Consider the following 14,932-nt stretch of genomic DNA (forward strand, 5'->3'; position numbering starts at 1 on the left):
TTAGCTGTCCAGTTCAGTGGTCATTTGTAATCGATCATCCTGGTTGGTTTTATCCGGCCAGTAGGTAACCGTCAGCTCCGCGCCAGTGAAACGGGACAGGTTCAACGGGAATTCACCATCCAATTGCAGCCCTTGCGGTTTTCCTTCAGCGACCAGCCAGCTGGTGTTCAGAGAGGTTGCAGATATTGCCTTTGTCAACACGGCGGGTACCATAGGCGTCAATTCTCCTCGACCAATCTGCTGGGCCGCTGTTTCATAGCTCTGCGGTTCTGGTGTTTTTAGTCCTGCTAGCTTTGCATCTGATCCACTGCGGGCCAGCACCTGATGTGACCCACCACCCGTAACGGTCAGTTCCACCAGCCAGTCGGATCCCGTAGGGCTACAGTCGGCAAGGATAACCCGAGCCGCCATCATCCGGTTGCCCAGCAATCGAGTGTTGTTCGTCATATCGGCGAACCAATCACCTACAAGTTGGGCAGACACGCCGCTGGCAATGACATGCAGCGCCTTCATGGCTTCGCGCATATCAGAGAGGCTTTCCTTATGCCACACCACCTCACTCTCATCACACTCGTCGCGGTTACCAAAGCAGGTATGTGTCAACCAGCGTTCCAGCGGTGAACGGATATAGGCGTTGCCAATCGTGATTAATGTTACAGCCATAATTCCCAGTGCGATACACCAACCCACCGGCCCCAGTAAAAGAGCTCCTTCACTCACTAAAGCAAAGTTACCTACATAACTAAACCCTCCGGCGAGCGCTCCTGAAATTACTGAAACAGCGCCTGCCCCAGCATAAAGCCCTGCTGCTGTCTTATCCCCAGATTTCCAGAGTTCATTAGCCTTGATCCCCAGCGCAATCCCATCCACTATCGCCGCCAATCCACCGATCACCCCGGCACTGCGGATCAAAAAATCACCTTTATTAAATAAGTTCAGCGCCGCCGAGCCCTGGCCCAGTATTTCAACCCCGCAGGCCAGCGCAATCAGCGAGCCCGAGGTCATGGACATTTGCGCCTGCGTATCGCCCGGCATCGCCGTTTTCAGGGCTTCAATATTATTGAAGGTGGTATTAATCAATATTCCGGCCAGGATCAACCCCAGCAGGCCACTCTGGAAATCGGTCGATATTGTGGCCTGGTAACGGCCTATGTCGCGCATCTCTGCCGGGCCCAGCGCGATTTCACCGCGAGTTAATGAGTTATCAATCACATCCGGTGTCAGCATGGTAATGCCGGATAATTTCCCCTGATTGCTCAGCGGAGCCGTCAGGCGAACCTGGATTCTTTGCTCCAGCACGACCGGGTCGGTCACCTGCAGCCAGTGCCCGACACGCGTTGAGCGCATTGCCCCGCCAGCCTCTTCGGTCTGCATAGTCAGGGGCGATTTCCCATGAACATCAAGCTGGGTGCGCAAAAGATTCTGATAATCCCGGATGGTCATTTCCCCGGTAAAAACGGTTACAACCGGGCTGCCTTCCGCCACATACGCCACCCCCTGCAACGTCCTTAACACACCGCCTTTAGCTGATTCAGACAGCAGGCTCCACAGACCGCTGTACGCCCCGCCAATCGCACTGACCAGGCTCGCAGCTAATTGCTGGTACGCTTTATTGTTAACAAAAGCGCTGGCCTCTTTGCTGTTCAGCACTGCTTTCAGGTTCGAATAGGTCAGCGATCCATTGAACACTTCTGCTGAAAAATCATGCTTATTGCGCAGCAAAGCCATCAAAGGTGGGCTCATTGGATCTGCCAGCCAGCCTGCCCACTGCGGTTTTTTGCCCCCTTGTTGGATCTTTTCAGTATCGCATCCGGCCAGGCTACCCTGAAGACAAGCAGTAATGGTTCGCAGCTGGAAGTGCCAGCTGACTACGCTGGTTTCCGGCGAGTAGTCGTTATTCAGAAGCACCAGCCACAGCGCAGAGGTATACAGATTGTCGAGATCCTGCCAGATAGCTGCCATCTGTTGCTTATAACCGTCCACGGTTGACTGCCAACTGCTGGCAAAAGCCGCACGCGCAGGCTCGTCGTAGTACTCCTCCATGCGGCCCAGGGCTTTTCGTAACTCAATAGCAACCGCACTTTCACGGCTGACGGAATACGATGTGCTGTAACCCGGCGTGGAGAATCCCTGAATCTTCGGATCCTTTTCAGTCTGCTTTGTTGTGGATGCCCGTAGCTGCACAATCGCATCTGAAATGGTTTTCTGGTGAATGTTGCTCTTTTCAGACATGAACGTGGCAAGCGCCTGAACCACATCCAGGCGACCGTGGTTAATTTCCTCCACCACGCCCATGACGTCATCCAGTACGATGGCTTTTACAGGAGCGCCATACTGCTGTTGCAGCTGAGCAATATGGTTCCCCAGGGCGGTTTGTTTGCTCTTTTCCATTCGCGGATGAAAGCCATGGGCCCCGTCAGGGTCGGCATCTTTGCCGACGACAGAAGGGAAAGATTCCGTCGCAAACTCCAGCGCGTTGCTTTTGAGCGCAGACAAAGAGGGATCGAGTGTCAGGCTCCGGCTTGCTCCTTCTATCGTCGCTTTTCCATCAGAGACGGTAACCTGCGTAAAACGTGTAGCAGGACGCTTTCCACTTTTATATTCATCCAGGACCGTTTTACACCATGGATCGCTGCTAAATCCGACCATCGCCTGCGAGTAGTTAGGATCAATATTGATGAAGCTTGCCAGCACATCATGGTTTTGCGTCAGGCATGCCGGGCTCAATGAATCCACTGTTTCGCTTTCCGGCATCTCGTAGGCATTGAACTGGCGTAAAAAGCCTTCGGCGGTGACCTGGTAGGCCTGCCAGACTGATTTGTCCAGCAGGACATAAACATAGCCCTGACGCAATGTGCGAAGGGCATATTTAAACTCCCCCCCTGTTAGCTCAATATCCTGGGGAGGAACCGCAGGTTGCCAACCGGTATTTACCAGAGGCAGTGGAATTGCGGCCACGCGCAGAGGATAAATGGCAACGCCCTCGCGTTTACAGGCTTTACAACCTGACGGAACCACTGCTGCCTGCTGACTTGCTTCGGCATTACTGCCTGCCTTATCTCGCGTACCCATCATTAAATTCCTTCCACTTTCGGCTCAGGCGAGCACTGTTCCTGCCAGACTGCGTCCGGGAGCGTTTTCATAAGTTGCGTGAGATGCAAATCAGGGTTGCTGGCCACTTTTTGCAGGAGCGCCTTCATTTCATCGTGTATGGTCACGCTGGCTGGTAACGTCAGCGAATTAAGTACGAGAAAAATCCGATCGCTCAGATGGTTAAGCCCAACCTTGCCCGATCCTGCCCAGGCTTTTGCTGCCTGTCGGGCAGCGTCTGTCGGTAGAGGTCCTGAGGTAAGACCCCACGCAGAAAGCAGACGCCAGATATCACGATAGTTATCCAGTGCCTGTTCAGTCCCCCACTTTAGTTGCCATTCCTTACTGTTTACTGCGCCTGACAAGACCGTCTGTTCTCCTGTAGCAGAAAGGAATATCCAGCGACCGACGGGTGCCAGCAACGTGGACAACTGAGCGGAATCTGCCATGCTCCGTAACAGCTCAAGGCGCAGGGGTTCAAACACTGGCACAATTGCGCCCGGTCTGATTTTTTTACACAACTCTGCAAGCCAGGTCGCCATTTCTTGAGGATCTAATGAAGCGCTCATCCAGCCGCAAACATAGCGTTTCTCATACAGGACTTCACCGAGAGCATATTCTTCACTCTCTTCAATTAACCTTTCATCGCAATTTTCGCCTGGCGAAGCCAGTAGCACTAACAATGGACAGTGCTCCGGTGACCATGCCAGGTCTGGACGCAGTACCCGCTGCAAGAAATTAGAACCTTTCCCCTCTTTCAGGCAATCAGGATGCAAGGGATTCCACGACATTACTGGCTTCAATGGGTCTATTAACAAATACCGGTAATCATCCTGTCTTGCATTCAGGCATTCCGCTATCGTCGCAATACTCTTCATCAGCGGGCGCTCTCCACACAGGTTGCTTCAGGTGGTAATTCAGGCTGCACCGGACTGAAGCTTTGAGGGGCCAGTTGGTTGATACTGGCGCATTTGGCATTCACATCACCCGGAGCCAAAATCGTGATCCCCGACGGCTCAATCACCACCGCCGTTTTGCCACAGCTCAGCGTCAGTTTTTTACTGGCCTGGATATAAACCTCATCACTCTTGCTAATAATTTTCATGGCCTTCAGGGAGGTCAGTGCCATTTCATCCCCCTGAGCCTGAATATCCACCTTGCCTTTATTAGCGTAGATTTTGATACCCAACGTTTTGGCAAACAGACTGATGATCTCGCCTGCCGCAACGGTGAATTTTTTGAAGACGCTAAAGTCACTGTTCTCGCCGGAGGTCTGAATAAAGTTCTGTCCGCTGCTGATTTGAATACTTTGCGGTGATACCTGAGCTATCCCGTCCGGGGCGCTCATCAGCAACGCGGACTGCTGCAGATCCTTGATAGAGGATTCCAGCAATGTTTTTTGTGCCTGGATCTGCGCGAGTTCAGCCTGTGCAGTGGCTACAGCATCGCTCAGTGACTTCGCTAACTGCTGCGCCTGATTGAGTGTCCCCAGCGCCGCATCCATCGCCAGAACCTGTCCCTGACCTTTGATTTGTGCATCGGCGGTGATGAAAATACCCTGCTGTGCACGAATAGCCCCCCAGCTGTCCGTCCTGAGCTCAAACCCCTCGCCACGCTGCTGTTTTTCGCTGTCGACCAGGTGACCGAGATTCAGCTGGCTCTTGCCGCCGTACTCGGTGCTGACCTTGATATGCTCTTTCCCGCGCTCGTCATCGAGGCGGATTTTGTTATTCGCCGGGGTGCGCAGGACGTTACGTTTGTAGTTGCGGATGGTGACGTGGTCGCCGTGGACCGAGTCATGCAGCACACCGGTGATGTACGGTCTGTCCGGGTTGCCGTCTTCAAAGCCAATCGCCACCTCGGTGCCCGCCAGCAGCGGCAGGTGCAGTCCGTAGGTGTCGCCGGTATACGGGCGGGACTGGCGCACCCACAGGCTCTCGAACCCGGTTTCCCAGCTTTCCCGGTCGAACAGCATGTTGACGCGGTAGCGGCCGTCTTTATCGATATGTCCGTAGGTATCGTTTTCAGTGGTGCTCGTGACGCGTGCCGGCAGCGTCCCGGCCATCACCGGACGTGAGCCGGGCTCAGGGCGGAAGCTGAAATCCGGGCTGTCCGGTATGCCGTCAAAACGAAGGTGAAAGTCTTCATCCCGCCGCGCGTGGGTCTGCATCGCCGTGATGACCACACCCTGAGCAAACACGTCAGTCACTTCATATCCGCCGGTGACCTTCAGCAGCATCCCCGGAGAGAGCGCCGGACTACTGGTGACGCCCCGGGTCTGCGTCTGGCCGTTCAGGTATCGCTCGTGCCGGATGCGGGCATAAAACACCCCGGACTCGGGTGCCGGATTGAGGTCATACGCGCTGCCCGGCGTCAGATAATTGTCGGCATAGTGGTACGCTTCCCCGTACGTGGTCGCGTCCCCCCGGGTCGCATCCACCAGGGTGTTCATGTCCTGCGTGGCCTGACGGTAGTTGTAATCCCGGGTGCTGACCTGCTTCTGTACCACATTGTGATGGCATTCCATTCCCCACACCGAGTCCACACCCTGTGAATGCTGGCCGGACGGCGGCACCGACGGCAGCGTCAGGCCTTTTTCATAACCCTGCTGGCTGTCGTAAAACTCCACCACATCAATATTCAGGCGCGTGTCGGTGGTGAAGCGAAACCAGATGCCCACTTCGCCCAGCAGGCGGGTGATGAAGTGCAGATCGTCCTCGCCGTACTGCATCACCTGCTCACGGCGCGGGTACGCTTTTGACAGCGAGAACAGAAAATCCTGACCGCGCATGCCGTGACGCTCGCGCAGGATTTTTTCCACAATTTGCGGGACCGACATGTCCTGGTAAATGGCGTTCTGGTGCGAACGGTCGAGCAGCGCCAGACGCGGCTGCAGCGTCAGGGCGTAGTGCGTTTCATCTTTTGAGGTGCCAAGGCGTTCAAAACCGGTCACCACCCCCTGAATCACCCGCAGCGGCTGCTGGATTTTGATGCCGTAGCCCTGGTCAACCGGGGCCTGCAGCGTCAGCGAGCCGGGCTTCATCAGCATCATCTCTTTGCTGATGCCATGGTCGCGGCTGGTGAACTCAACACGGTAGCTGAACGGTCGGCTCAGGGCTTCATCGCCAACAAAAGCCAGCACATCGGGTTCGGCTTCACAGCCCTTCACCACGAGCAGGTGGTGGTTGTGGCTGTATCTGATCGGAGGATTAGTGCTCATACGTTACCCCCTGATTCCATTCAAATTCCAGGACGATCCCTTCTTCATCATCCCAGCCAAGGCGTAACGACGCTGGTTTCTGTTTTGCGGCCATGTGAGTGAGCAATTGCTGACTCAGCACCGGCAGAATTTGTTGATTCAGCAGACTGTCAACGTTACGCGCCCCCGTATCCGGCAGCAAGCAGGCTGTGGTCAGCGCGTCATAGAGACTCTCGTCAATTTGCGTGGTCAGCCCGTAGTGGCGGTGCAAGCGCTTGCTGACCTGTGACAGTTTCATTTCCACAATGGTACGCATGGCTGCTTCAGCCAGCGGACGGTAAATCACCGTCTGGAATCGGGCGAGTAACGCGGGCTGGAAATGATCGCGCAGGATTGGGCGCAGCAGTTCGTGTAGGTCTGCTTCCGTGGCTTCCGGGTTTTCATCCAGCAACTGCATCAGGTGGTCGCTGCCGAGGTTGGAGGTCATCAGAATAACGGTGTTGCGGAAGTCGATTTCACGCCCTTCGCCATCACGCATAAAGCCGCGATCAAACACCTGATAAAAAAGGTTCATCACGTCGCGGTGGGCTTTTTCCACTTCATCCAGCAGCACCACGCTGTACGGACGCTTGCGCACAGCTTCGGTGAGGATACCGCCCTGGCCGTAACCCACGTAGCCCGGCGGAGAGCCTTTCAGCTGGGAAACCGTGTGCGGTTCCTGGTATTCAGAAAGGTTAATCGTAATGAGTGACTTCTCGCCGCCGTACATGACATCGGCCAGCGCAAGCGCTGTTTCGGTTTTCCCCACGCCGCTCGGTCCTACCAACAGGAATACGCCCAACGGACCGTTCTCGGACGTAAGGCCTGTTTTTGCCGCACGCAGACGTCGGGCGATAGCCTCAAGCCCAACATCCTGCCCAACCACACGTTTACCGATTTCATTTTCCAGAGTCAGCAGTTCGGTCTGCTCGTCCTTCATCAGTGATGACAACGGCACGCCTGTCCAATCGGCAATCACGTTGGCAACGGTGCGGACATCCACATCCAGGGAGAGCAGCGGGTTGCTGCGCTGCATCTCGTTAAGCTCCTGTTGCAGCCTGTGAGTCTCATGCTGGCGTGATATATCCTGACGGCTTTCGCGTAGCTGCTCGGTGAGTTTCATTTCCTGACCGTACTGGGTTTCCAGTTCGTCGAGTGTGACTATCTGGCGAACCTCTTCCTGCTCAATTTCGCTCAAACGTTCGACATGACACTGATTGCCAATGGCGATATCTTCCAGTAACGCCTGCTTCTCCATGTCGAGCGCAGCGATACTCGCTCGAAGGCGGGTTAGCTGTTCCGGTACCGTATCGAGACTCATACGCACGCGAGCGGCAGCGGTGTCCAGCAGATCGACCGCTTTATCAGGAAGCTGACGTCCGGTCAGATAACGACGCGAAAGAGTAACTGCCGCACGAACCGCATCGTCGGTAATATGCACATTGTGGTGTTCAGCATATCGGGATTTCAGGCCACGAAGCATAAGGCAGGCGGTGTCATCGTCAGGCTCATCCACTTTTACCATCTGGAAACGGCGCTCCAGCGCGGCGTCACGCTCGAAGTATTGTTTGTATTCAGACCAGGTGGTGGCCGCAATAGTGCGCAGTTCGCCTCGCGCCAGCGCCGGTTTCAGCAGGTTTGCCGCATCTGCACCACCCGCCTGATTACCTGCGCCAATGATGGTATGCGCTTCATCAATAAAAAGCAGAACAGGTACAGGCGATTGCTGCACCGCGTCGATGACGTTTTTCAGACGCTGTTCGAACTCACCTTTCACGCCCGCGCCAGCCTGCAGCAGACCCAGGTCAAGGGTGCGCAGGGTAACCGTTTTGAGTGATTCCGGCACATTACCCTCGGCTATACGCAACGCCAGACCTTCAACCAGTGCAGTTTTCCCCACGCCCGGCTCGCCGACCAGGATCGGATTGTTTTTACGGCGGCGGGACAGGATGTCCACCATCTGGCGGATTTCTGTGTCGCGGCCAAACACAGGATCGATCTTCCCTTCCTTCGCTTTGGCAGTGACATCAAGGGTGAATTTATCCAGCGCGTTCTGCAGCGCAGGGCTCAGTTCCCCCTCTTTCATTTCCACACCAGCCGGACGCCCGACAAATTCCATCTCACCACCGTGGTTCTGCGCCAGTTCAGCTTCGCGCTGCATTTCCAGACGTTCATCCGATTGCGCATCCAGCAAAGGCCGCAGGCGCTCCAGCTGGCTTTGAGCAAGCGTTAACAACGGCCAAAGGCCGTCACAACGTGCCAGTTTTGGTTTTTCCACCAGGGCCATCAGCAGATGGACGCTGCGAATGTGCTCTTCGCTATTAAGGGAGGCAATCATCCAGGCTTCCTGCATCAGCGTCTGAATGGCATCAGACAGCTGGGGTCGATGGCGTACGGAGCGAGGTTGTCTGTCGAGCCAGCCAAGCAAATCCTGCCAGATGCCATCCATATCCCATTCATAGCGACGCGCCAACACCGTCAGGTCACCTTCCCCCTGCTCCAGCAGTTTCAGCAGCCAGTGCTCCGGTAAAATTTCCGCATGGGCGCGGGTTTGGCAGAGCGACGCCGCGCCTTCCATCGCACGGGCACAGTAAGGGTTCAGACGACGTAACAGGATGGCTGGATTTTCCATGAGATTCTCTCTTTGTCGGTTCCTGGACACGCTACCGCCCATCGCTGTTTCCCGTGAAGGGGACCAAAGCGCATATGGTCAGGCTGGCAGTTTGTGATTTTCTTTGCTGAAAGCCCGTTACGTACAGGCACTCAGCAAAAAACTGCGGGCAGGAAAACCTGCCCGCATCAGGATTACGCCGTGGCTCGTTCGTTCCAGGAGTCGGAATGAATGATGTTGCCGTCTTTGTAGGTCCAGGTGATTTTTTCGTAACGCAGTTCAACGCGTTCAAGGTGGTTGTGCTTCTCTTTAGAAGGATCCTTGATGTCATACATTTCAGGATTCACTTTCACTACCTTCACGTTTTCCAGTTTGGTGTTGAAGTACTCCACTTCCTGGCCCGCGTCGTTGATTTTGTACCACTTGAACTCAGCGGATTTCAGGGTCTGACCCGTGGTCACCGCCTTGTACAGGTACGGGCTGGAGGAATCGATTTCCTTCGTGAACAGGAACGGCGTGTGGATGCGGGTGCCGGTCAGCTTGCCGGTATTGTTGTCGGTCGGGATGTACAGGTTATGCTCCTGTGCAACCACTTCAATGCTGCCTTCACGATCCTGAACGTCAACAGACCCTTTAATGTCCGCGCCGCCGTCGTCCTTCAGCCAAAGATAAACAGGAATTGCCATGTTAATTACTCCGTTTTATTTTCTAAGACGCCATCATCCTGCGATGACGCCTTGGGATTGCCCGGTATCTGGCAGGCACTAGCCTGCGGTACCAGACTGATTTCGACACGGCGGTTGAGCGCACGGCCCTCCGGGGTGTCGTTAGTTGCGATCGGGCGACTTGCACCATAGCCCTGCACCGCAAAACAGCTTTCCGGCACGTCACCGGTGTCACGCATCCAGTCTCGTACCGCTTCGGCTCGTTTCTGGGAGAGCGTCTGGTTCAGTTGCGGAGTACCGGTGTTATCGGTATGGCCGGACACGACAATCAGCCAGCCGGGCTTCGCTTTGATGCCAACAAGTGAATTCACCAGCATTCTGGTGGAACCCGCCTTCAGCTCGAACTTGCCGGAATCGAACAGTGACATGCTGTCGAGCCTCACAATTTTCGGCACCGGTTTTGGGGTTGGCTGCGGTTTAGGAGGCGGCGGCACATACGAGCGGATCGCTTCCAGAAGGGGAATCCGTAGACGTTCCCCCTGATAAAGCCCCAGACCCAGTCGGGCCGGTACGCCGTTACGTGCATAGTCATCCAGCAGCGCCGCATTCTCACGAAGGGCCGCTACGGCGCTAGCCTTCAGGCCGTAGTCATCCATGGAGAGGCTGTCATAACGGGCTATATCGAAGCTCACGCGATGCAGCAGCTGGCGATTGTTCCAGCCACTGCTGAGCAGCGCGGCGATGGCCGCCAGGGTGAAAAGACCAAGGACACAGCGCCAGGTGCGGGCCCGAGGAGTGAGTCCACTTCCCTCCGGTAGCAGCGGCAGGATGAAATCCGGTAAGGGTGAGATCACCGTACTGTCCGTCCCCCTGGGCTGCCAGCCGGTCACCTGCTGCATGGCGGTATGACGCGATAACCACGCCGTCCAGGCTGATGATGCAAGGCTTCCGGCAAGAATCGGCCCCATTCCCCACAGCTGCGCTGCAGGTGCAATGGCCGGAACATCAGGATTATCATCGATGAATACCGCCTGGACATGCTGATGGAACCAGCTCATCAGGCTGTTCATCAGCACCTGCTGCTGCATCACAGGCGCACCGCCAGTAGAGACCCACGCGGCAATTGAACAAGGCGCACTCGACTCACGCCAGACAGTCCACCCTTCACCCGGAATAGCGGCCTGCCAGAGCATGTCATCCGTCATCGCGCTGCCGATCTGACCATTCAAAATCAATGGCACATAATGTCCCGTTTCTTTACGCAACTGGCTGATTTGCCAGCGCAGAGCCAGCAGACGACTTGTCAGGGCTTCGCTGTCAACGTGTTTCTGCGGGCAGACACTGACCATCACCGACATCTGACGTCCCCAGTCCGGACGCTGCCACAGTACCTGACGGGCAACCTGCTCCAGATCCTGATGATCCTCAACACGGATCCAGCATCCATGCGTGACGATGAGTACTGATGACTGCTGCGGCCAGGTCAGCGGCAGATCGCCACAAACCAGCACCACGGGTTGACGGTAAGAGGATTCAGGAAGGTCATCCAAAAGCAGGATGACGTCATGCTCCGCACGAGGTTTGGTGATATACCAGAACACGAAGATAACCCCGAGCATCGCCAGCAGAACGAGCACTGAAGCCAGCCGGGATACCGGCAAAAAAGCCAGACAGACCACGGCACTCAGCAAGGCGGCCCACAGCGCAAGCCCGCGCTGTTGTGCAGGACTCATTTTATGGCTCCCGGCAGCAGGGTCAGCAGCATCTGATCGAGCCAACAATCCAGTCCCCACCAGAGCGCGGCAAGAATAATCACGCTTAGTCCAATACGTGCAGGCCATGATGCGAGCCAGCCGCCCATTCCCCACCCGGCACGGCTTTCTGCCAGAACAGGGTGGGTCTGCGGATAGCTGAACGGCGCGACATGTTCACTGAGCGCGCTGACCAGCTTCTGGCGTTCAGGATCGTTCAGTGAGCGGAAACTTCCCATAAATCCGAGCATCATTACCCGCTGGAAGCAGGTCAGTACGGCATTGTCTGGTGCAGGTTCACGCAGGACATTGCGCATCCTGTCGCACAGGGTGTCGCCGGCGTCCATCGTGCCGAGGAAGTGTCCCTGCAGGGGAATGTCATACCACTGCACACAGGCGTCATCCTCTACACCGCGCCCTTTGACCGCTTCGTCAAGTAATGCACATTGTGCAGTGAGGATATGCTCACAGCTGGCTTCGTCGAGTTCACTCGCTTTCAGTTCGCGCTGAACGCGCTCCACGTCAGCGATACAGCGCTCCCACAAAATCCGACCTTCACCTTCCTGAAACTGCGGTCCATGACGAAGGCTAATGACCTGCAGCCAGGTATCCTGCAGCAGTGCGTCAATATCAACAGATACGGCAGCGCCGTGTTTATGCTCACTCATGTTCTCAGCACCGCAAAGAGTTCAAGCTCAGGCTCGCCCAGCATGCCCGGGACGTAAAACATACACGTCCCACTCTGGAGCATCTCAGTCGCCAGAGGATGGGAGAGATCGAGACTGAAATACTGATTTTCCAGGCGCAGCGGAATGGCGGCTGGTACATGGCGCAATGGCATCAACGGCACGCCCACGCGGGAAGAGTTGACGATCCCCCGCACATGGTCAGGACTGCCCACCTTACACTGACGCGGGAACTGTTCCTGCAGTTGCGCTACTGGGATCGGCGAGCGCACAGAAAGATAGTAATCAGCCCCTTCGCGCAGGCGCGGGTCATGCAGTCGAGCCTGCCAGAAGTGCAGTCGTGGGTCATAGTCGAGTGACAGGGCCACCACGCGGGACGGCAAGCTGGCTTCAAGCAAATCGCCAAGCAAATCAAACAGCGGTGGAAACACCGTATTGAGTTGCTCGTGGTGCCAGATCGGTATAGCGCTCACCTGATGTTCCAGAGAGAAGGTCAGCAGGCTCCCTGCCAGGCGAGAGAGTTCCGGATACAGACGCTCCGGCGGGCTTTGCAGGTTACGCTGGAACTGGCCAAGCACGGGCTCAGCGCTGTTCAGCGCGTTGAGCAGCCAGAACAGTGATACATCGGCCACGGCGAAGTCTGCCATACGCTCATTGCTTTCACGCCGCATCGCCATCAGACGGCACAGACGAGCCCGCAGTTGGGTCAGGAGTTGTTCAAGCTGGGTAACCAGCCAACGGCTGCCCTGGAGAGTCAACAGTGGAGGAAGAAACGTCTCGTCTAATTGCCATGTACCCTGCGAGTCTTGCTGCAGTCGGGCGACCGGACAAATCAGGTAATCGCTGTTGTTCTGATGCGCAAAACGCAGGGTCAGTTCGGGCTGCATTACGGCAATCTGACGGGTGTCATCTCCATAAGCATTGCGCACATCCCGCCAGCGCTGACGATATCGCACCGGACGCTCGGCCACTTCTTCGGGTTTCAGGCAGTTGCCGCCGTTCGACCGCAGCAGCGGGAGTGCCAGTACCGCCGTCACCTCCTGCGATTCGCGTTCAAGCGACAGGACCGGTGGCAGGGTATCAGCATTATCTGTATCAATCAGCGTGCCGTCCTGAAAACGGACATGCAGATGATGGGCCTGCAAACGTCCAAGCCTGAGAGCTTCCGGTTCGAAGGTGGCGTTGATAACCCCCCATGGACAGGAGAGGCCCAGTCGGGCAATGCATTCGGCAGACCAGGCCGCATACGCGACCTGTTGCTGAAAATGCTGGGGAGAGACCATAATGCCCCTGCCCCATAACGGTTGTTCCGTTTTCATCAGCTTCCTGCCTGTTTTTACGATTTGGCTTTCGGCATTTGGGAAACCAGCGACAGATTGACGTCCATGCCTTCCACCTGGAAATGCGGCACTGCGTAAAGCTTCACGCGGAAGAAGCCCGGATTGTCTTCGATGTCTTCCACTACCACTTTCGCGTCGCGCAGCGGGTGAGAAGCCTGCAACTCGTCGCCCGGATCGGTCATTTCGGTAACCAGACTGCGGACCCACGTGTTCAGCTCCAGTTCAAGCAGTCGGCGGTCCTTCGTGGTACCGATGTTCTCGCGCTGAATCAGCTTCAGGTAGTGGGCGATACGCGACAGCAGGAAGATGTACGGAAGACGGGCGTTGATGCGGCTGTTCGCCGTCGCATCAGCGGTGTCATACAGCGCCGGTTTCTGAGTGGAGTTGGCTGAGAAGAAGCACGCGTAGTCGCGGTTTTTATAGTAGGACAAAGGAATGAAGCCCAGATTCGCGAATTCGAATTCACGGGTTTCAGGAATCATCACTTCACTCGGGATTTTTACCTGATTGCCGGTACCGAGATCGTACAGATGAATAGGCAGGTCCTGAACCGCACCACCAGCCTGCGGGCCGCGGATTTGTACACACCAGCCATTATTGATGAAACTACGCACCATGTTTGACGCGAAGGCAAACGATGCATTGGTCCACAGGTATTTGTCGTGATCCGGACCTTTGACTTCTTCGACATAGTTGAAGCTGCGAACCGGAACGGTGTCCGGGCCATACGGTAAACGTCCTAATACGCGCGGCATGACCAGGCCGATGTAGCGGGCGTCGTCAGTATCGCGGAACGATTTCCACTTGATGTACTCTGCGCGGTCAAAATAGTTGCCAATATCTTTAATCGCCGCGACGTCTTCCATTGACTCCTTCAGGAAGAATTTCGGGCCTGCAGAGCCGATAAACGGCATATGTGCAGCAGCGGATACTTTGGAGATGTTGCGAAGCAGAGCGACATCCTGCGCTGAAGCATCAAACTCGTAAGCGGAAATCAGTGCCGCAATCGGCTCGCCGCCTGGGGTATCATATTCATCAATGTAGGTGTGTTTATACAGACCACTCTGGATGATTTCCGGGCTGTCTTCAAAGTCCTGGCGCAGATCTTCTTTGGACATACTCAGAAGCTCAATTTTCACGTTCTGGCGAAAATCTGTTTTATCAACCAGCGATTTCACCCCACGCCACAGGCTTTCGACCGCCTGAAACTCGTCGTGGTGCATAACCGCGTCCAGCTGACGGCTGATCTGGTAATCGAGCTCCGCGATGTGATGATCGATCAGGCTTTTATCCAGTTTTTCGACCTTCGCGCCTGCTTTAGTCAGACATTCCAGAAAGACCTGCATACCTGCTGTCAGACGCTCATCAGCGGTCGCATCTGACATCGCCTGCGCATCTTGCCAGAGGTCTAACGCGCTCAACTCGGAGACAGGACTCAGATTGATTTTCTCAAACAGGGAGGCGTAAACCCCACCCGCAGCAGGACGTTCCAGCACCACGCTTTCACTCCCGGCAATATTATTTTGTACAGACATGAGCATTCCTTGATAA

9 protein-coding genes are annotated in these 14,932 nt (G+C 55.7%); all 9 read right to left on the minus strand.

What is annotated here, in order from left to right:
- Entirely contained in the window at positions 1-3,075 is a 3,075-nt protein-coding gene (locus ACMGGX_RS03610; RefSeq protein ID WP_420298054.1) for a T6SS effector BTH_I2691 family protein, read from the minus strand.
- Positions 3,075-3,968, minus strand: coding sequence for a hypothetical protein (locus ACMGGX_RS03615; RefSeq protein ID WP_348561576.1), 894 nt, complete (start codon positions 3,966-3,968; stop codon positions 3,075-3,077). Before ACMGGX_RS03615 ends, ACMGGX_RS03610 begins: the two co-directional genes overlap by 1 nt.
- On the minus strand, positions 3,968-6,310 hold the full coding sequence (locus ACMGGX_RS03620; protein WP_348561577.1) for a type VI secretion system tip protein VgrG: 2,343 nt from the start codon (positions 6,308-6,310) through the stop codon (positions 3,968-3,970). Before ACMGGX_RS03620 ends, ACMGGX_RS03615 begins: the two co-directional genes overlap by 1 nt.
- Positions 6,300-8,960, minus strand: coding sequence for a type VI secretion system ATPase TssH (tssH, locus tag ACMGGX_RS03625; RefSeq protein ID WP_420298055.1), 2,661 nt, complete (start codon positions 8,958-8,960; stop codon positions 6,300-6,302). The genes ACMGGX_RS03620 and tssH overlap by 11 nt, the downstream gene beginning before the upstream one ends.
- Before the next feature lie 173 nt (positions 8,961-9,133).
- Positions 9,134-9,625, minus strand: coding sequence for a type VI secretion system effector Hcp (gene hcp / locus ACMGGX_RS03630; RefSeq protein ID WP_023325816.1), 492 nt, complete (start codon positions 9,623-9,625; stop codon positions 9,134-9,136).
- Between the two features lie 5 nt (positions 9,626-9,630).
- Positions 9,631-11,337: an OmpA family protein gene (locus tag ACMGGX_RS03635; RefSeq protein ID WP_420298056.1), complete on the minus strand. Its 1,707-nt coding sequence runs from the start codon at positions 11,335-11,337 to the stop codon at positions 9,631-9,633.
- Complete coding sequence (gene tssL / locus ACMGGX_RS03640) at positions 11,334-12,023, minus strand: type VI secretion system protein TssL, short form (protein ID WP_420298057.1); 690 nt, start codon at positions 12,021-12,023, stop codon at positions 11,334-11,336. Before tssL ends, ACMGGX_RS03635 begins: the two co-directional genes overlap by 4 nt.
- A complete protein-coding gene (tssK, locus tag ACMGGX_RS03645; RefSeq protein ID WP_420298743.1) occupies positions 12,020-13,363 on the minus strand; it encodes a type VI secretion system baseplate subunit TssK in 1,344 nt (447 codons plus the stop codon). The genes tssL and tssK overlap by 4 nt, the downstream gene beginning before the upstream one ends.
- A gap of 14 nt (positions 13,364-13,377) precedes the next feature.
- Positions 13,378-14,922: a type VI secretion system contractile sheath large subunit gene (tssC, locus tag ACMGGX_RS03650; RefSeq protein WP_063440544.1), complete on the minus strand. Its 1,545-nt coding sequence runs from the start codon at positions 14,920-14,922 to the stop codon at positions 13,378-13,380.
- Positions 14,923-14,932 lie beyond the last annotated feature (10 nt).

It is taken from the genome of Enterobacter sp. BNK-29 (genome assembly GCF_048684785.1).
GTDB classification, from domain to species: Bacteria; Pseudomonadota; Gammaproteobacteria; order Enterobacterales; family Enterobacteriaceae; genus Enterobacter; species Enterobacter cloacae_M.